The 17,599-nt window shown below is 61.2% G+C and carries 15 protein-coding genes; 14 read left to right on the top strand and 1 reads right to left on the bottom strand.

The window, feature by feature from the left end; genetic code table 11:
• Window positions 1-109: 109 nt before the first annotated feature.
• Window positions 110-1,330, bottom strand: a complete 1,221-nt coding sequence (locus PO860_RS16620; RefSeq protein WP_273884960.1) for an NAD-dependent epimerase/dehydratase family protein — start codon at window positions 1,328-1,330, stop codon at window positions 110-112.
• A gap of 142 nt (window positions 1,331-1,472) precedes the next feature.
• Between PO860_RS16620 and ybgC the strand changes: the two genes are divergently transcribed.
• The 14 genes from ybgC (at window position 1,473) to serA (ending at window position 17,529) form a co-directional block, all read left to right on the top strand.
• Window positions 1,473-1,928 carry a tol-pal system-associated acyl-CoA thioesterase gene (gene ybgC, locus PO860_RS16615; protein ID WP_183609615.1) on the top strand — a complete coding sequence of 152 codons (456 nt, stop codon included), beginning with the start codon at window positions 1,473-1,475 and terminating at the stop codon, window positions 1,926-1,928.
• A gap of 369 nt (window positions 1,929-2,297) precedes the next feature.
• Window positions 2,298-3,017: a protein TolQ gene (gene tolQ / locus PO860_RS16610; RefSeq protein WP_003582115.1), complete on the top strand. Its 720-nt coding sequence runs from the start codon at window positions 2,298-2,300 to the stop codon at window positions 3,015-3,017.
• A gap of 18 nt (window positions 3,018-3,035) precedes the next feature.
• Entirely contained in the window at window positions 3,036-3,491 is a 456-nt protein-coding gene (tolR, locus tag PO860_RS16605) for a protein TolR (RefSeq protein ID WP_003542730.1), read from the top strand.
• An 8-nt stretch (window positions 3,492-3,499) separates the two neighbouring features.
• Entirely contained in the window at window positions 3,500-4,645 is a 1,146-nt protein-coding gene (locus PO860_RS16600) for a hypothetical protein (protein ID WP_273884961.1), read from the top strand.
• Window positions 4,646-5,089: a cell envelope integrity TolA family protein gene (locus tag PO860_RS16595; protein WP_273884962.1), complete on the top strand. Its 444-nt coding sequence runs from the start codon at window positions 4,646-4,648 to the stop codon at window positions 5,087-5,089.
• A 22-nt stretch (window positions 5,090-5,111) separates the two neighbouring features.
• Entirely contained in the window at window positions 5,112-6,419 is a 1,308-nt protein-coding gene (gene tolB / locus PO860_RS16590) for a Tol-Pal system beta propeller repeat protein TolB (protein ID WP_273884963.1), read from the top strand.
• Between the two features lie 151 nt (window positions 6,420-6,570).
• On the top strand, window positions 6,571-7,107 hold the full coding sequence (pal, locus tag PO860_RS16585; protein ID WP_085738270.1) for a peptidoglycan-associated lipoprotein Pal: 537 nt from the start codon (window positions 6,571-6,573) through the stop codon (window positions 7,105-7,107).
• 160 nt (window positions 7,108-7,267) lie between these two features.
• Window positions 7,268-8,257 carry a tol-pal system protein YbgF gene (gene ybgF, locus PO860_RS16580; RefSeq protein ID WP_275037899.1) on the top strand — a complete coding sequence of 330 codons (990 nt, stop codon included), beginning with the start codon at window positions 7,268-7,270 and terminating at the stop codon, window positions 8,255-8,257.
• Window positions 8,258-8,268: 11 nt separating this feature from the next.
• Window positions 8,269-9,765: a tRNA lysidine(34) synthetase TilS gene (tilS, locus tag PO860_RS16575; RefSeq protein WP_273884964.1), complete on the top strand. Its 1,497-nt coding sequence runs from the start codon at window positions 8,269-8,271 to the stop codon at window positions 9,763-9,765.
• Between the two features lie 97 nt (window positions 9,766-9,862).
• Window positions 9,863-11,794, top strand: a complete 1,932-nt coding sequence (gene ftsH / locus PO860_RS16570) for an ATP-dependent zinc metalloprotease FtsH (protein WP_047616537.1) — start codon at window positions 9,863-9,865, stop codon at window positions 11,792-11,794.
• Between the two features lie 240 nt (window positions 11,795-12,034).
• Window positions 12,035-13,387, top strand: coding sequence for a phosphoglucosamine mutase (gene glmM / locus PO860_RS16565; RefSeq protein ID WP_183609620.1), 1,353 nt, complete (start codon window positions 12,035-12,037; stop codon window positions 13,385-13,387).
• A gap of 262 nt (window positions 13,388-13,649) precedes the next feature.
• Window positions 13,650-14,486, top strand: a complete 837-nt coding sequence (locus PO860_RS16560; protein ID WP_273884965.1) for an outer membrane protein — start codon at window positions 13,650-13,652, stop codon at window positions 14,484-14,486.
• A 185-nt stretch (window positions 14,487-14,671) separates the two neighbouring features.
• Window positions 14,672-15,850: a phosphoserine transaminase gene (locus PO860_RS16555; RefSeq protein WP_183609622.1), complete on the top strand. Its 1,179-nt coding sequence runs from the start codon at window positions 14,672-14,674 to the stop codon at window positions 15,848-15,850.
• Window positions 15,851-15,933: 83 nt separating this feature from the next.
• Window positions 15,934-17,529, top strand: coding sequence for a phosphoglycerate dehydrogenase (gene serA / locus PO860_RS16550; RefSeq protein ID WP_273884966.1), 1,596 nt, complete (start codon window positions 15,934-15,936; stop codon window positions 17,527-17,529).
• The last annotated feature ends 70 nt before the right edge of the window (window positions 17,530-17,599 follow it).

Here is a 17,599-nt window from a genome sequence, read left to right as displayed (position 1 = left end):
TGAATGACTCTCCTGCGCCCAAAGACTTGGGCGTGCTGGATTCCTGTGACAAACACAGGAATGAGGGGGACATCGTTGGACTGGCGGGGTTTCAACAATAAGACACCGCTCACGAGACAGACTTCAGCCGCTTGCCTTCCGGATCGTGATTGATCGTCGCGGCGATGTCCTTGGTCCAGGCGGAGACGGCCGGCACGCGCGAGCGGTCGACGCGATAGGCGAATTTCTTTGCGACGTCGACGATCTCGCCGAGCAGGCCTGCTTCCAGCGTGATCGGTTCGAGGCCGAGATTGCGGAACTTTTCGTTCTGGACGATCAACTCGTTCTCGGCGGCTTCCTTGCGCGGGTTGGGCAGCCAGGCGATGTCGGCGCCGCTCATCCTGGCGATCATCTGGGCGAGGTCGCGCACCCGGTGGGTTTCCGTCATCTGGTTGAAGATCTCGACGCGGGCGCCGCGGGCCGGCGGGTTTTTCAGCGCCAGTTCGATGCAGCGCACCGAATCCTGGATATGGATGAAGGCACGGGTCTGGCCGCCGGTGCCGTGCACCGTCAAGGGATAGCCGATCGCCGCCTGGATGAGGAAGCGGTTCAGCACCGTGCCGTAGTCGCCGTCGTAGTCGAAACGGTTGATCAACTGCGCATGGCGGCGCGTCTGCTCGGTATGCGTGCCCCAGACGATGCCCTGGTGCAGATCGGTGATCCTGAGCACGTCGTTCTTGGCGTAGAACTGGAAGAGAAGTTGATCCAGGCACTTGGTCATGTGGTAGATCGAGCCGGGATTGGAGGGATAGAGGATCTCCTGGTTGACCGTCTCGCCGGCTGGCGTTTCGATGCCGACCGGCAGGTAGCCTTCGGGGATGGCCGCGCCGACCGTCGAATAGCCGTAGACGCCCATGGTGCCGAGATGGATGAGATGGGCGTCGAGATTGAGTTCGGTCAACGCGTTCAGCAGGTTGTGCGTGGCGCTGACATTGTTGTTGACGGTGTAGTTCTTGTGGCGGTCGCTTTTCATCGAATAGGGCGCGGCCCGCTGCTCGGCGAAGTGGATGACGGCATCCGGGCGGTGCTCGGAAAGCCAGTTCTTCATCAGTTCATAATCCCTGGCGAGATCGATCAGGTTGAACTGGATGCGGCGTCCGGTTTCGGCATGCCAGATGCGGGTGCGCTCCTGGATCGAATCCATCGGCGTCAGCGACTGAACGCCGAGTTCGGTGTCGATCCAGCGGCGCGAGAGATTGTCGAGGATATGGACTTCGTGACCGGCATCGGAGAGATGCAGCGACGTCGGCCAGCCAATGAAACCGTCTCCGCCCATAACCGCAATCTTCATCGCATCGTCTCCTGATCGGTTGGTTCGTTATCGGGAATAGTTAGGAATTATGACAATCATTCAATGCCTGCCTGCCGGGCATTCAATGCTTGCCTGCCGGGAAGCGTTGCGCCAAAGAGGGCACCGAAGTTTGGAGATAATTATGACGGAACGCCCTTTTTCCATTTCGGGAGAGCTGACGGAAGCTGGACACCGCCTCGTCCAGCGGGTCTATTATGAAGACACGGATTTCTCTGGCCTGGTCTATCACGCCCGTTACCTGCATTTCCTCGAGCGCGGCCGCACCGACTATCTGCGCTGCCTCGGCGTCGAACAGCGCGAGCTCATTAGCGCCGATGAAGAAGGCCTAGTCTTCGTCGTCCACCGCATGGAGATCGACTTCAAGAGCCCGGCGCGCATGGATGATGTGCTGACGATCCTGACGCATACGGAGAAGGCCGGCGGCGCCAAGATGGTGCTCAATCAACAGATCCGTTCGGGCGAGACGCTGCTGATTGCCGCCAAGGTGATCATCGCCGTCATCAACGCCCGGGGGCGGCCGCGGCGGCTGCCGGAGACACTGGCGGCGAAATTCCTCGAAGGCAGCACGCCGCTATAGCGACGAATCGCCCGGAAACCAGGCTTGTCAAAACTTGAGTTATATGTGAAGGAATTCCCGCGCCGCAGGATGCGCGCTCGGGCAGCCGGATCTTGCTCCGGTCAAGTAATCCATGGAACGAAACCTTCCAAATACAGGCTTACTGTCACAATCCAGCACTAACGATCTATTAACCATAATAGTGTCTTACTGGGAAAGTCGGAGTTTGTGCGGTGCACGCCTTCCTTTGACCAAATTTGACGGCAAGAAGGCGGAAGATGAGCTTGGAAGCTTGACCAGGGCTTTGGGCGGTCGCCGGACACTTCTTGCGAGATCATTTTGTGCCGCCCGGTCCAGCACCGGGCGTTTGGATTCGGGGATTTTGGATCAATGGAACAAGTAGGATTGGCAGCAGCAACGACGGACGTCAGCCTCTGGTCGCTTTTCATGCAGGCCGGCATCGTCGTCAAGCTCGTCATGCTCGGGCTCATCGCAGCCTCGGTGTGGACATGGGCGATCGTCATCGACAAATACCTGGCCTATGGCCGCGCACGGCGCCAGTTCGACAAGTTCGAGCAGGTCTTCTGGTCGGGCCAGTCGCTGGAGGAGCTTTACCGCTCGCTGTCGGAACGCAACAATACCGGGCTGGCGGCGATCTTCGTGGCCGCCATGCGCGAGTGGAAGAAATCCTTCGAACGCGGCGCCCGCTCGCCGATCGGCCTGCAGATGCGCATCGATAGGGCGATGGACGTGACGCTGTCACGCGAATCGGAATTTCTCGGCGCCCGTCTCGGGTCACTGGCAACGATCGGTTCGGCCGGTCCGTTCATCGGTCTCTTCGGCACGGTCGTCGGCATCATGACCTCGTTCCAGGCGATCGCTGGTTCGAAGTCGACCAACCTTGCGGTTGTCGCGCCCGGTATCGCCGAAGCGCTGCTTGCGACCGCGATCGGCCTCGTTGCCGCTATCCCGGCGGTTATCGCCTACAACAAGTTCTCTGCCGATGCCGGCAAGCTCTCGGGCCGCATGGAAGGCTTCGCGGATGAATTCTCCGCCATACTTTCGCGCCAGATCGACGAGAAACTGCAGCCGCGCGCTGCCGCTCAGTAACCAACGGAGTATTCTGACATGGGTATGGCTGTTGGAGGCAATGGCGGCGGGGGCGGCGGACGCCGCCGTCGCGGCGGTCGGAACAGGGCCGTGATTTCCGAAATCAACGTGACGCCGCTTGTCGACGTCATGCTCGTGCTTTTGATCATCTTCATGGTCGCAGCACCGATGATGACCGTCGGGGTGCCGATCGACCTGCCGGAAACGCAGGCCAAGGCGCTGAATTCCGAGACGCAGCCGATCACCATCTCCGTCAAGAACGACGGCGAAGTGTTCCTGCAGGAAACGCCGATCCCGGCCGCGGAGATCGCCGCCAAGCTCGAGGCGATCGCCACCACCGGTTATAACGAACGTATCTTCGTGCGCGGCGACGCAACGGCGCCCTACGGTGTCATCGCCGACGTCATGGCCCGTATTCAGGGTGCAGGCTTCAAGAATATCGGCCTCGTGACGCAGCAGAAGAAGGACCAATAGCGTTCAAGATGAAGACCAGCGTCGTCACATCTGCTGTTCTGCATTGCCTGGTGCTTACCTGGGCGATGGTGTCGCTCAGCGCGCCGGAATCCTTCAAGGTGGAGGATTTCGAGGCGATGCCGGTTGATCTGGTGCCGGTGGAATCCATCACCCAGATGCAGCAGGGCGACAAGAAGGCTCCGAAGAAGGAGACTTCCGCGCCCGTGCCGACGACGCGGCCGCCGATCCCGCAGCCGGCCGAGAATGCCGGCGACAACAATGCCGACCTGAAGACGCCGCCGGTCCCGAACGCCAAGCCGAGCAATAGTGAAGCAGCGGCGGCGAATTCGAGCGATAAGCCGCTGCCGACGATCGATCCCAAGCCGAACGACGTCAAGGAAGTCAACAAGGAAGAGACCGAGGTCGAGCAGCCGAAGGAAGTGGCTTCCATTCCGCCGCCGAAGCCCGTCGAAGTGACGCCGCCGAAGCCGGAGGAAAAGCCGCCGGAAGAGCAGGCCAAGCCTGAAGAGCCGCCGAAGCCGGATGCCGAGGCGCTGCCGGACAAGGTGCCGACACCTGTCGCCAAGCCGCAGGTGAAGCCGCCGGAGCCACAGAAGCCGGCCGAAAAGCCGCCGGAAAAGACTCAGGACGAGCCGAAGGCTGCGGAAGCGCCGACGGACAAAAAGAAGGCCGACAAGAAGCAGGAGGTGGCGAAAGCGGCCTCCTCGATGAAGAGTGATTTCAATGCTGACGAGATTTCGGCCCTGCTAAACAAGACTGATCCTTCTGCTGGTGGTGCCAAGCGTTCGACACAGGAGGCATCACTGGGGGCGAAGAAGAGCAATGGCGGTTCCAAGCTCAGCCAAAGCGAACAAGATGCGCTACAGGGTTTGATCCAGGGTAACTGGCTTATCACTCCGGGAATGGAAGGCCTTTCCGGCATGGTCATTACGGTGCATTTCAAGCTCGATAAAGATGGAAACATTATCGGCCAGCCCGAGATCGAGTCTTCCGGCGGAAGCAGCACCGATTCAACGCGTCGTGCGCTGGAAAGTGGCGCTTACCGTGCCGTGATGAAATCTGCTCCATCGTTCCGCACGACGCTTCCGATGGACAAGTATGACGTGTGGAACGAGGTCGTCCTTAACTTTCATCCCAGCGATATGGGAATTTAAATGCCGAGGAATTCGATCCATTTCGCGAAATCTTTTGGGGTATACGCGGTGCTGACAGGCGCGATCCTTGGCCTCGCATTTCCCTTCGATGCAAATGCGGAGACGGCTGATCGCCGAAACGGCGCAAGCGCCCCGATCCTCAACCAGGCTGAAATCACGGCGGTTGTGCACTCGATCGAACGTCAACTCTTCATTCACGGCCGCCTGAAAGACATCGGCAGCGCGCGTTTGACGATCCACATAAAGCTAACCAGAGACGGCCAGATTGTAGGCAACCCTGATGTGCAGGTCACCGGTGGCAGTGAGCGTGCGCAGAAAAGTCTTGCCGATGACGGCCTCCGCGCAGTTCGTCGCGCAGCTCCTTTTACGATGCTTCCGAAAGATAAATACGATGTCTGGAAGGAAATTGTTTTTAATTTCGACACCAGCGCTCTTACCCAATAAGATGCTGAAAGGCTTGTTTGATATGGTCAAGTGTTCCCTCATCCGCGCTCTGATGGTCATTGCAGGCCTGATTGGGGCTGCAGCCTTTACGACGCCGGCGAACGCGTTGGTCACCCTCGATCTTCGAAAAGGCAATGTCCAGCCGATGCCGATTGCGGTGACTGACTTCCAGGGCGACATAGGCGCGCAGGTTTCGCAGGTCATCGCCGCCGACCTACAGCGTTCCGGCCTATTTGCCCCGATTAATAAGACGGCCTTCATCGAGAAGATCTCCAATCCGGACGCTGCACCGCGCTTCGAAGACTGGAAGGTCATCAATGCTCAGGCTTTGGTGACTGGCCGCGTTACCCAGGAGGCTGATGGCCGCCTTCGCGCCGAATTCCGCCTCTGGGACACCTTTGCCGGCCAGCAGATGTCTGGTCAGCAATTCTATACGCAGCCGGAGAACTGGCGGCGTGTCGCGCATATCATCGCCGATGCTATCTACAAGCAGATTACCGGTGAAGAGGGCTATTTCGATACCCGCGTCGTCTTCGTTTCCGAATCGGGCACTAAGCAGCAGCGCAAGCGCCAGCTGGCGATCATGGATCAGGACGGCTTTAATGTCCGCATGCTGACTGACGGCAGCGATCTCGTGCTGACGCCGCGCTTCTCGCCGAGCCGGCAGGAAGTCACTTACATGTCCTTTGCCAACCAGCAGCCGCGGGTCTACCTGCTGCAACTGGAAACCGGGCAGCGCGAGGTCGTCGGCAATTTCCCCGGCATGACTTTCTCGCCGCGCTTTTCGCCGGATGGGCAGAAGGTGATCATGAGCCTGCAGCAAGAAGGCAATTCCAACATCTACACGATGGACCTGCGCTCGCGCACGACGACGCGGCTGACCTCGACGGCTGCGATCGACACCTCGCCCTCCTATTCGCCTGACGGCGCGCGTGTCAGCTTCGAAAGCGACCGCGGCGGCAAGCCGCAGATCTACGTGATGAATGCCGACGGCTCGGGCCAGACCCGTATTTCCTTCGGTGACGGCTCCTATTCGACGCCGGTCTGGTCGCCGCGCGGCGATCTCATCGCCTTCACCAAGCAGGCCGGCGGCAAATTCTCGATCGGCGTGATGAAACCGGATGGTTCAGGCGAGCGCATCCTGACGACCGGCTTCCACAATGAGGGCCCGACCTGGGCGCCGAACGGCCGCGTCCTGATGTTCTTCCGCCAGGCGGCAGGGGCGGGCGGTCCGCAGCTCTATTCGATAGATCTGACCGGTTACAACGAGCAGCTTGTGAAGACGCCGACCTACGGTTCCGACCCGGCCTGGTCGCCGCTTCTGGAGTAGCGGGTGCCACAATGCCTTCATGTCGCCCCAAAGTCATGAAAACCGGGCGACTACGGGACAAATCAGTAAATCGTTAACCATAGTCATTGAGGGGCGGTTAACCGAGTGCGGTTACTGTCCGGAAACCCTGAAATCGCAAGGAGACCCGGCCATGAGCCGAATTCACACCCCGGCAATGAGCCGCATGCAGAATTTCGCCCGCAACCCCGTCATGATCGCGCTTGTCGCCGGTCTCGCCCTCGCGAGCTGCGCTAAGAAGCCGCCGAACAGCGCCGGCGATCTCGGCCTCGGCGCCGGTGGCGCGGGTGGTGCGGCAACGCCGGGCTCGGCCCAGGACTTCACGGTCAATGTCGGCGACCGCATCTTCTTCGACACCGACTCCTCGTCGATCCGTGCCGATGCTTCGCAGACGCTCGACCGTCAGGCGCAGTGGCTCGCCCGCTACCCGAACTACCAGATCACCGTCGAAGGCCATGCCGACGAACGCGGCACGCGCGAGTACAACCTCGCGCTCGGCGCCCGCCGTGCGGCTGCGGCCAAGGATTATCTCGCTTCGCGCGGCGTCCCGGCGCAGCGCCTGAAGACGATTTCCTACGGTAAGGAACGTCCGGTCGCCGTCTGCGACGATATTTCCTGCTGGTCGCAGAACCGCCGTGCGGTCACGGTTCTCGGCGGCGCCGGCATGTAATTTGCCGGTACAGCTGGCTTTCGGAAGGCGGTCCCTGAAGGGGCCGCCTTTTCTTTTTGACCACACTTTGGCCAGACTCCGTTGCTTTTTGAAAGCAATTGGAAAAATCTCCTGTTCGTGCCATCGAGGTGCGAAGAATCACTGGGACAGGACGATACATATGAAGAAACTTGTCGTGGCAGGCATGCTGTGCCTCGCGGCTGTGACCGGGAGCGAAAGGGCGGCCTATTCCGCCTCGTTCTTTGGGCTGCATCTCGGCGGCCGATCCGCGGAAAACCAGGCGGCGCCGCCCGTCGTCAAGGTGCAGAGCGGCGATGCGGAGGTCCGCGTGCAGCAGCTCGAAGAGCAATTGCGGCAGTTGAATGGGCGGATCGAGGAGATGAGCTTTCAGCTGCTGCAGATGCAGGAGACGATCCGCAAGCAGCAGGAAGACAATGAATTCCGCTTCCAGCAGCTGGAAAAGACGGGTTCCGGCGGCGGCGGTGCCAAGGCTCCCGTCAAGAGGAGCGAGACCGATGCCGCTCCGGCAGCCTCGGGCGGCGACGACATCGCCAAAGTGATCCAAGCGCCGCAGGGAGCCGAAACGGCTCCCTCCACGGGCGTGCCTGAGAATAGCGGTCTCGGCCAGCCGCCGAAGGAACTCGGCTCGATCGATTTCGATAAGAACGGCAATCCGATCGGCGGAACCGTCGACGATAATGCCACAATCGGTTCCGGCCCGATTCCCGATGCCAACCCCAAAGCGCCGCAGCAGACCGCCTCGCTCGGCGGTGAGGCGGACCAGTACAAGGCCGCCTATGGTCACGTCTTGTCCGGTGATTACAGCACGGCCGAACAGGAATTCACGCAGTACATCACCCGCTACCCGAGCAGCGCGCGGGCGGCGGACGCCAATTTCTGGCTCGGCGAAGCACTCTATTCGCAGGGTAAGTACAACGAGGCGGCCAAGACCTTCCTCAATGCGCACCAGAAATACGGCACATCGGAAAAGGCGCCGGAAATGCTGCTGAAGCTCGGCATGTCGCTTGCCGCCCTCGACAATAAGGAGACGGCCTGTGCGACGTTGCGCGAAGTCTCGAAGCGTTATCCGAAGGCTTCACGTGCCGTCATCAGCAAGGTTGCGAGCGAACAGAAGCGCCTCGCCTGCTAAGGTCTTCCGGCATGCCTCCGGAAGCCCCGTCGCCGCAACAGGCGATCCTCCAGTTTCTTAGCTCGCTTCAAAGCCCCGCGCGCATTCTCGTCGCGATTTCGGGCGGCAGCGATTCGACTGGCCTGCTTCTCCTTCTCGATGAAGCCGTGAAGGCCGCGCCCCATCTCAAGATTTCCCTATGCGCTGCAACCGTCGACCATGCGCTGCGTGCAGGTTCCGCAGACGAGGCGCGAGACGTCGCAGCCCTCTGCGCATCGCGCGGCATTCCCCACACCACCCCGGTCTGGCAGGGCGACAAGCCGAAAACCGGCATCATGGCTGCGGCCCGTGAGGCGCGCTATGGCCTTCTGGCCGAGGCAGCGAAAGCATTCGACGCCGATCTCATCGTCACCGGCCACACATTCGATGACCAGCGCGAAACACTTGCCATGCGCGGCATGCGGACAGAGCAGATTTCGACGGGTATTGCCGATGCGGTGCTCTTCGATCGGCGTTTCTGGATTTTACGACCGCTTCTTTTTTCCGCCCGGGCAGATGTCCGCACTTTCCTGAGAGAGCGAGGCGCGGGGTGGATCGACGATCCCAGCAACGAGGATATGAAGTACGAGCGCGTGCGAACGCGCCGGCAGCTTTCGGCCGATGCCGGTGCTGAGAGGAATATCCGCGCAGCCTGGGAAGAGCGAACGGCTCTTTCAACCAAGGGCGCCGAATGGCTGGATCGTCACTTCACGCTTCACCGCGGTCTGCTCGGGCAGGTGCTGCCGGATGGGCTGCGGCAGGATCGGGCCGTCCTCGATTATGCGCTTGGGCGCCTGACGGCTGTTTTCGGCGGACAGCCGTTTGCGCCGGGGAGGGCGCATATGGAGCGTATCCTTGCATTTGCCACCGGCAGTGAACCGGGACGGATGACCGCCGGCAGGGTGGTTTTCGATCTCAGGCGTGACGGGCTTTATCTCACGCGCGAGAGCCGGGGGATAATGCCGTTGTTATTGCCGCCGGGAGAGGCTGGGGTGTGGGATGGAAGGTTTTATGCGTGGAATGGTTTGTCCACATCGATGGTGGTCGAGGCCGCCGATCCACACGCTCCCTCATTCCTGTGGCCTCAGGGCTTTGCCCGAGGGTTGTCACAGGAATCCAGCGCGCCCAAGTCCTTGGGCGCGGGAGACGCTTCACGCATTGTTGAGTCAATCACCGCGCGGACGCGCGGTGGCTGGATTCCTGTGACATCCCTCGGATCAAGTCCAAGCACAGGAATGAGGGAGCGTATGCATCACCTCCCCAAGGCGGCATGGAAGCGCGCCATCGCCTCCGCGCCGGCTTTAACCGCCGAAGGAGCCCCTTTATCCGAGGAATTCGTCCGCAGGGTCGACCTCACGCCCTATTTCGCACCCTTCGACCGCTTTTTGACACGATTTGATTTCATCTTTGCCAACAGGCTTTCGGCGGTTTTCGCGACGGCGCCCTATGCGAGGCCGCCTTTAAGAAGTATTGACGGAAAAACCATCTGACCTGGGGGATCGCCTTGGCAATCGCACGGCGCAACCCTATGTTAGAGAAGAATAAGACGGTCGCCATGAGGCGGCTGTTCCAGTGCTGGGGAGTTCAATGAACCCTAACTTACGTAATTTCGCCTTGTGGGCGATCATAGCGCTTCTGCTGATCGCCCTTTTCAGTATGTTCCAGACGGCGCCGGCGCAGACGGGCTCCCGCGAAATCCCTTATTCGCAGTTTCTGCGTGAGGTCGATGCGGGCCGCGTGAAGGAAGTCGTGGTCACGGGCAACCGTGTCTCAGGGAGCTATGTTGAAAATGGCACCACCTTCCAGACTTATTCGCCTGTGATCGACGACAGCCTGCTCGATCGCCTGCAGTCGAAGAACGTCCTGGTTTCCGCCCGCCCTGAAACGGACGGCTCTTCGGGTTTCCTCAGCTATCTCGGCACGCTTTTGCCGATGCTTCTGATTCTCGGCGTCTGGCTGTTCTTCATGCGGCAGATGCAGGGCGGCTCACGCGGCGCGATGGGCTTCGGCAAGTCCAAGGCCAAGCTGCTCACCGAAGCGCATGGCCGTGTGACCTTCGAAGACGTCGCCGGCGTCGACGAGGCAAAGCAGGATCTCGAGGAAATCGTCGAATTCCTGCGTGATCCGCAGAAATTCCAGCGTCTCGGCGGCAAGATCCCGCGCGGCGTGCTGCTCGTCGGTCCTCCGGGCACCGGCAAGACACTGCTTGCCCGCTCGGTTGCCGGCGAAGCTAACGTGCCCTTCTTCACCATTTCAGGTTCCGACTTCGTCGAAATGTTCGTCGGCGTCGGCGCCAGCCGCGTGCGCGACATGTTCGAGCAGGCGAAAAAGAATGCGCCCTGCATCATCTTCATCGACGAAATCGATGCGGTCGGCCGTCATCGCGGCGCCGGTCTCGGCGGCGGCAATGACGAACGCGAGCAGACGCTGAACCAGTTGCTGGTCGAAATGGACGGCTTTGAGGCGAATGAAGGCGTGATCCTGATCGCCGCCACCAACCGTCCCGACGTGCTCGACCCGGCGCTGCTGCGTCCCGGCCGTTTCGACCGTCAGGTCGTCGTGCCGAACCCCGATATCGTCGGCCGCGAGCGCATCCTCAAGGTGCACGCCCGCAATGTTCCGCTGGCGCCGAATGTCGATCTCAAGGTTCTCGCCCGCGGCACACCCGGTTTTTCCGGCGCCGACCTGATGAACCTCGTCAACGAAGCCGCCCTCATGGCCGCCCGCCGCAACAAGCGCGTCGTCACCATGCAGGAATTCGAAGACGCCAAGGACAAGATTATGATGGGCGCCGAGCGCCGTTCCTCGGCGATGACCGAGGCGGAGAAGAAGCTCACCGCTTACCATGAGGCCGGTCACGCCATCACCGCGCTCAACGTCGCCGTCGCCGATCCGTTGCACAAGGCGACGATCATTCCGCGCGGTCGTGCACTCGGCATGGTCATGCAGCTTCCCGAGGGCGACCGCTACTCGATGAGTTACAAGTGGATGGTTTCGCGCCTCTGCATCATGATGGGCGGCCGCGTCGCCGAAGAGCTCACCTTCGGCAAGGAGAACATCACTTCGGGTGCCTCCTCCGACATCGAGCAGGCGACCAAGCTTGCCCGTGCCATGGTCACGCAATGGGGCTTCTCCGATCAGCTCGGTCAGGTCGCCTATGGCGAGAACCAGCAGGAAGTCTTCCTCGGCCACTCGGTTTCGCAGTCGAAGAATGTTTCGGAAGCCACCGCGCAGAAGATCGACAATGAAGTGCGCCGCCTGATCGACGAAGCCTATACCCAGGCCCGCACGATCCTGACGGAAAAGCACGACGAATTCGTCGCCCTTGCCGAAGGTCTCCTCGAATACGAGACGCTGACCGGCGAGGAGATCAAGGCGCTGATCCGCGGCGAGAAGCCGTCTCGCGACCTCGGCGATGATTCGCCGCCAAGCCGCGGCTCGGCGGTTCCGAAGGCCGGCGCACGGCCTGCCACCAAGGGCGACGAGCCCGAAGGCGGCCTCGAACCGCAACCGCATTGAACAGCGGCACCATTTTGAACAAGGCCGGATTTCCCAGGCGGGAGATCCGGCTTTTTCTATTGGTAACGGGATATAATCATTTTTCTTGCTAATTTACGTGCCGATCGCCGCATTTTGTGGCATTCCGCTGAATTGAGGCAAGCATAAATCACGCTTCTGGATTGACGACATCCCATTGAAGCCGGATTTGCTTGAAAGGATGCGCTGCCTTGAATGGCGCGCGAAAACGCAGGAGTGCAGATGAAAAGACGCTATTTCGGGACCGACGGCATTCGCGGCCAATCCAACGTCTTCCCGATGACGCCGGATCTCGCGATGCGGGTCGGCATTGCCGCCGGCACGATCTTCCGCCGTGGCAACCACCGCCACCGTGTCGTCATCGGCAAGGATACGCGCCTTTCCGGTTATATGCTTGAGAATGCCATGGTCGCGGGCTTCACGGCCGCCGGCCTCGACGCCTTCATTCTCGGCCCGATCCCGACACCTGCCGTCGCCATGCTGACGCGCTCGCTGCGCTGCGATATCGGTGTGATGATCTCGGCTTCGCACAATCCCTACGAGGATAACGGCATCAAGCTCTTCGGCCCCGACGGCTACAAGCTTTCAGACGAGCTCGAAGCCGAGATCGAGGACCTGCTCGAAAAGGACCTGAACGCGCAGCTCGCCAAATCCGATGACATCGGCCGTGCCAAGCGCGTCGACGGTGTGCATGACCGCTATATCGAACATGCCAAGCGGACTTTGCCGCGCGACGTGACGCTGCAGGGCCTGCGGATCGCGATCGACTGCGCCAATGGTGCTGCCTATAAAGTGGCGCCCGCCGTGCTGTGGGAGCTTGGTGCGGATGTCGTGACGATCGGCAACGAGCCGAACGGCACCAACATCAATCTCAATTGCGGTTCCACCAGCCCCGTCGCCCTGCAGAAAAAGGTCGACGAGGTGCGCGCCGATATCGGCATTGCGCTCGACGGCGACGCGGACCGCGTCATCATTATCGACGAGAATGGTTCGATCGTCGACGGCGACCAACTGATGGCCGTCATTGCCGAAAGCTGGGCCGAGAGCCAGCAGCTGCGGGGCAACGGCATTGTTGCCACTGTGATGTCCAACCTCGGCCTCGAGCGTTTCCTCGACGAGCGCGGCATGGCGCTTGCCCGCACGAAGGTCGGCGACCGCTACGTCGTCGAGCATATGCGCCAGCACAATTACAATGTCGGCGGCGAACAGTCCGGCCATATCGTGCTCTCGGATTATGGCACGACCGGCGACGGCCTCGTCGCGGCGCTGCAGATCCTTGCCGCAGTGAAGCGCACCGGCCGGACCGTCAGCGAGGTCTGCCGCCGTTTCGAGCCGGTGCCGCAGCTCCTGCGCAATGTCCGCATCAGCGGCGGCAAGCCGCTGGAGGATATCCAGGTGCAGAAGGCGATCGCCGATGCCGAAGCCGAGCTGGCCAGGAGCGGTCGCCTCGTCATTCGCCCCTCGGGCACCGAGCCGTTGATCCGCGTCATGGCCGAAGGCGACGACCGCGCCCAGATCGAGCGCATCGTCAATGAGCTGATCGGCACGATCTCGAACGTCCGGACCGCAGCCTGATCCCATCAGGCCAGACTATGGAAAGCCGGTGCGAAAGCGCCGGCTTTTTTCATGCGCGCTTATGTCGTCTGCTGCTTTTGCCGAGGCTGAACCATTCCGACGATGCAACCCGACCCATGTCGAGGACGTGGCGGTGCCTGCATCAAGGTAAACAAGCGTGGTTAAGCAGCTTTTAACGTTTCCCATTCATTATCCATGCGACGCGTACCAGATTGGCAGCGACTTGAGCCTGCCGACGCAACGGGATTTTGGAGTGGGATCCATGAAAAGAAGCTTGTCCGGCATCTTTGCCGCATTGTTGATCGCGACAAACGCCTATTCCGCGGACCTCGCTCCTGCCGAGCCTATCCCGGAGCAGCCGCCCGAGGTGACGGTCAGCGAAGCGACCGGCTGGTATCTGCGCGGCGATGTCGGTTATGCCTTCACCGATCTGCGTGGTGCCCGCTATTTCCAGGGCAGCAATGCCACGGAAGTCGATTTCGACCGTGCCGACCTTGACGACGCATGGACGGTCGGCGGCGGTGTCGGTTATCAGATCAACAGCTATCTGCGCACCGATCTGACTTTTGACTATCTCACGCAGGTTGATTTCAAGGGCTCGACATCCGGGCAGTGCGGCTTCCCGCTGGTGGATTGCACGTCGAGCGACCGCTCTTCGCTGACCGCCTATACGCTACTCGCCAACGCTTACGTCGATCTCGGCACCTATGGCTACGTTACGCCGTATGTCGGCGCCGGTATCGGCGGTTCCTACGTGAAGTGGAAGAACCTGCGCAACGTCGCCTGCGCCGATGACGGCAGCTTCTGCGACGATGAGGTCACCCATGGCGGCAAGGGCAACTGGCGCTTCACCTACGCGCTCATGGCCGGCGCCTCGATCGACGTGACCTGCAACATCAAGGCCGATGTCGGCTACCGCTACCTGCATATCGACGGCGGCAACATGTTCGGCTTCGCAGAAAATGGCGGCCCGGGCCGCGACAAGGGTCTCAGCGTCCACGAAGCTCGCGTCGGCGCCCGCTATCTCTTCGGTGGCTGCGCCCAGCCGGTCGCCTACGAGCCGCCGGCAATCCCGCTGCAGCAGCCGGTCTACAAGTAATTCACTCTCTTGCATCAGAAAGCCGCCCGAGTCCGGGCGGCTTTTTTCGTTTCGGCCGCCTTGCCTGCGTCAAAATATCTTCTGCTTGCGACACTTCGATCTTGACTATGAAGCGTCCGATCCATACACACGGCGGCGGGACACCCTTCCCCAACGAAGGGCTTTCTATCTGAGAGGATAGCACCATGGCGAAGACCGCAAAGCCGGACATCCGTCCGCACAATACCCATTTTTCTTCTGGCCCGTGCTCGAAGCGCCCCGGTTGGTCGCTCGAAGCCCTTTCCGACGCGGCTCTCGGCCGTTCGCACCGCGCGAAGGTCGGCAAGGCCAAGCTCAAGCAGGCCATCGACCTTACCCGTGAAATTCTCGACGTGCCGGCGGATTATCGCATCGGCATCGTTCCGGCTTCCGATACCGGCGCCGTTGAAATGGCGCTCTGGTCGCTGCTCGGCGAACGCGGCGTCGACATGCTCGCCTGGGAAAGCTTCGGCGCCGGCTGGGTCACCGACGTCGTCAAGCAGTTGAAGCTCAAGGATGTGCGCAAGCTCGAAGCCGGTTACGGCGAGCTTCCCGATCTCGCGACCGTCGATTTCGACCGCGACGTCGTCTTCACCTGGAACGGCACCACATCCGGCGTGCGCGTGCCGAACGCCGATTTCATTCCCGCCGACCGCAAGGGCCTGACGATCTGTGACGCCACCTCGGCCGCTTTTGCGCAGGAACTCGATTTCGCCAAGCTCGATGTCGTCACCTTCTCCTGGCAGAAGGTTCTGGGTGGCGAGGGCGCGCACGGCATCCTCATCCTGTCGCCGCGTGCCGTCGAACGGCTCATCTCCTATCAGCCGGCATGGCCGCTACCGAAGATCTTCCGCCTGACCTCCGGCGGCAAGCTGATCGAAGGCATCTTCCAGGGCGAGACGATCAACACGCCGTCGATGCTCTGCGTCGAGGACTATATCGATGCGCTTCTCTGGGCTAAGCAGCTCGGCGGTCTCAAGGCTCTGATCGGTCGCGCCGATGCCAATGCCAAGGTCATCCACGATTTCGTTGCCGCAAACGACTGGATTGCCAATCTCGCCGTCAAGGCGGAAACGGCCTCGAACACCTCCGTCTGCCTGAAGATCGTCGATAAGGACGTGAGCGCCCTCGACGACGACGGCCAGGCGAATTTCGCTAAGGGTCTCGTCGGCCTCCTGGAAAAGGAAGGCGTCGCCTATGACGTCGGCCACTACCGCGACGCGCCGTCCGGCTTGCGTATCTGGGCCGGCGCCACGATCGAGGCATCCGACATGCAGAAGCTGATGCCGTGGCTTTCCTGGGCTTTCGAAACCCAGAAGGCGCAGCTTGCTCAGGCTGCCGCCTGACCTGATCGCATCCGGCTCCGCCATCGGGCGGAGCCCAGCATTCCTATTTCATCCATCGCTGAACACTTTTGAAGGAGGCCATAATGGCACCTCGCGTTCTCGTATCCGACGAATTGTCGGAAACCGCCGTCCAGATTTTCCGCGACCGCGGTGTCGAAGTCGATTTCGAACCGCAGCTCGGCAAGGACAAAGACCGTCTGCTCGAAGTCATCGGCAACTATGATGGCCTGGCCATCCGCTCGGCCACCAAGGTGACGGAAAAGATTATCGCGGCGGCGAAGAACCTCAAGGTCGTCGGCCGCGCCGGCATCGGCGTCGATAATGTCGATATTCCGGCTGCCTCGCGCCGCGGCATCATCGTCATGAACACGCCCTTCGGCAATTCGATCACCACGGCCGAACACGCGATCGCGCTGATGTTCGCCGTCGCCCGCCAGCTTCCGGCAGCCGATACCTCGACCCAGGCCGGCAAGTGGGAGAAGTCGAAATTCATGGGCGTCGAGATTACCGGCAAGACGCTCGGCGTCATCGGCGCCGGCAATATCGGCTCGATCGTCTGCGCCCGCGCCATCGGCCTGAAGATGCATGTCGTCGCCTACGATCCGTTCCTTTCGAAGGAGCGCGCCGAGGAGATGGGCGTCACCAAGGTCGAGCTCGACGAGCTTTTCGCTCGCGCCGATTTCATCACGCTGCATGTGCCGATGACCGACAAGACGCGCGGCATCCTCAACAAGGATGCCCTGGCAAAGACCAAGCCCGGGGTGCGCATCATCAATTGCGCCCGCGGCGGCCTGGTCGACGAGGCAGCGCTTGCCGAAGCCATCAAATCCGGCCATGTCGCCGGCGCCGCTTTCGACGTGTTCGAGGTCGAGCCTGCCAAGGAAAGCCCGCTCTTCGGCCTGCCGAACGTCGTCTGCACGCCGCATCTCGGCGCCTCGACCACCGAGGCGCAGGAAAACGTCGCTCTGCAGGTGGCCGAACAGATGGCGGATTACCTCGTCAACGGCGCGGTCTCCAACGCCATCAATATGCCGTCGATCACCGCCGAGGAAGCGCCGATCCTGAAGCCCTTCATCCGTCTCGCCGATGTTCTCGGCGCCTTCGTCGGGCAGGTCACCGAGGAGCCGATTAAGGAAATTGAGATCCTCTATGACGGCGTCACGGCCGGCATGAACACGCGGGCGCTGACGAGCGCCGTGCTCGCCGGCCTCATCCGCCCGCAGGTCGCCGATGTCAACATGGTTTCGGCGCCGATCATGGTCAAGGAAAAGGGCGTCGTGCTGTCCGAGGTCAAGCGCGACAAAACTGGCGTCTTCGACGGCTATATCAAGCTGACGGTGACGACGGAAAGCATGACGCGCTCGGTCGCCGGCACGGTGTTTTCGGACGGCAAGCCGCGTTTCATCCAGATCAAGGGCATCAACCTCGATGCGGATGTCGGCTCGCACATGATCTACATCACCAACACCGACGTTCCCGGCATGATCGGCTTCATCGGCACGACGCTCGGTGCCGCTGGCGTCAACATCGCCAACTTCCAGCTCGGCCGCGACAAGCAAGGCGGCGACGCCATCGCGCTGCTCTATGTCGACGGCGAGGTTGATGACAGCGTGCTTGCGCAGCTGACGGCCCACCAGGCGATCCGCCAGGCAAAGCTGCTCACCTTCAACATCGACTAGGTTTCCTCCCAAGGAAAACATGGAAAACCCGGCGCGGGAAACGGCGCCGGGTTTCTGCCATTGACGAACC

This window comes from Rhizobium binxianense, from assembly GCF_028994275.1.
Lineage (GTDB): Bacteria > Pseudomonadota > Alphaproteobacteria > Rhizobiales > Rhizobiaceae > Rhizobium > Rhizobium binxianense.
Note: the sequence above shows the minus strand (reverse complement) of the source record. Positions and strands in the feature narration are given on the sequence as shown.

Coding starts and splice junctions, on each gene's coding strand:
- PO860_RS16620 (WP_273884960.1), bottom strand. CDS start 1,330: ATGAAGATTGCGGTTATGGGCGGAGACGGTTTCATTGGCTGGCCGACG.
- ybgC (WP_183609615.1), top strand. CDS start 1,473: ATGACGGAACGCCCTTTTTCCATTTCGGGAGAGCTGACGGAAGCTGGA.
- tolQ (WP_003582115.1), top strand. CDS start 2,298: ATGGAACAAGTAGGATTGGCAGCAGCAACGACGGACGTCAGCCTCTGG.
- tolR (WP_003542730.1), top strand. CDS start 3,036: ATGGGTATGGCTGTTGGAGGCAATGGCGGCGGGGGCGGCGGACGCCGC.
- PO860_RS16600 (WP_273884961.1), top strand. CDS start 3,500: ATGAAGACCAGCGTCGTCACATCTGCTGTTCTGCATTGCCTGGTGCTT.
- PO860_RS16595 (WP_273884962.1), top strand. CDS start 4,646: ATGCCGAGGAATTCGATCCATTTCGCGAAATCTTTTGGGGTATACGCG.
- tolB (WP_273884963.1), top strand. CDS start 5,112: ATGGTCAAGTGTTCCCTCATCCGCGCTCTGATGGTCATTGCAGGCCTG.
- pal (WP_085738270.1), top strand. CDS start 6,571: ATGAGCCGAATTCACACCCCGGCAATGAGCCGCATGCAGAATTTCGCC.
- ybgF (WP_275037899.1), top strand. CDS start 7,268: ATGAAGAAACTTGTCGTGGCAGGCATGCTGTGCCTCGCGGCTGTGACC.
- tilS (WP_273884964.1), top strand. CDS start 8,269: ATGCCTCCGGAAGCCCCGTCGCCGCAACAGGCGATCCTCCAGTTTCTT.
- ftsH (WP_047616537.1), top strand. CDS start 9,863: ATGAACCCTAACTTACGTAATTTCGCCTTGTGGGCGATCATAGCGCTT.
- glmM (WP_183609620.1), top strand. CDS start 12,035: ATGAAAAGACGCTATTTCGGGACCGACGGCATTCGCGGCCAATCCAAC.
- PO860_RS16560 (WP_273884965.1), top strand. CDS start 13,650: ATGAAAAGAAGCTTGTCCGGCATCTTTGCCGCATTGTTGATCGCGACA.
- PO860_RS16555 (WP_183609622.1), top strand. CDS start 14,672: ATGGCGAAGACCGCAAAGCCGGACATCCGTCCGCACAATACCCATTTT.
- serA (WP_273884966.1), top strand. CDS start 15,934: ATGGCACCTCGCGTTCTCGTATCCGACGAATTGTCGGAAACCGCCGTC.